The 350-nt window shown below is 40.6% G+C and carries 1 protein-coding gene; it reads right to left on the minus strand.

Annotated elements, in window-relative coordinates:
• Nucleotides 1–350, minus strand: a 350-nt coding sequence (locus Q1A60_RS21520; RefSeq protein ID WP_299770701.1) for an Ig-like domain-containing protein, incomplete at both ends; no start/stop codon positions are given.

Consider the following 350-nt stretch of genomic DNA (forward strand, 5'->3'; position numbering starts at 1 on the left):
GAACCATCCGCATTAGTTACCTCTACTGTATAATCAAAGGTATCCGTACCATTAAAATCAGGATCTGGCGTATAAGTCACAGTTCCATCTGCATTGATCGTTACCGTTCCATTAGCTGGATCTGTAACATCAGTCACTTCTACATCACTCGTAGGATCAAACGTATCATTATCTAATACATCTACATCTACTGGAGTATCCTCTGCTGTCGTCTCTGCATCATCCATCACATCAACTACTGGATTCACCGTAACTACTACTGTAGCAGTCTCTGTCTCCGTAGATCCATCTGCATTAGTTACTGTAACTGTATATTCAAAACTATCCGTTCCATTAAAATCAGGATCTGG

Origin of the sequence: uncultured Dokdonia sp. (genome assembly GCF_947492535.1) — a bacterium.
In the GTDB taxonomy this organism is placed as follows: Bacteria; Bacteroidota; Bacteroidia; order Flavobacteriales; family Flavobacteriaceae; genus Dokdonia.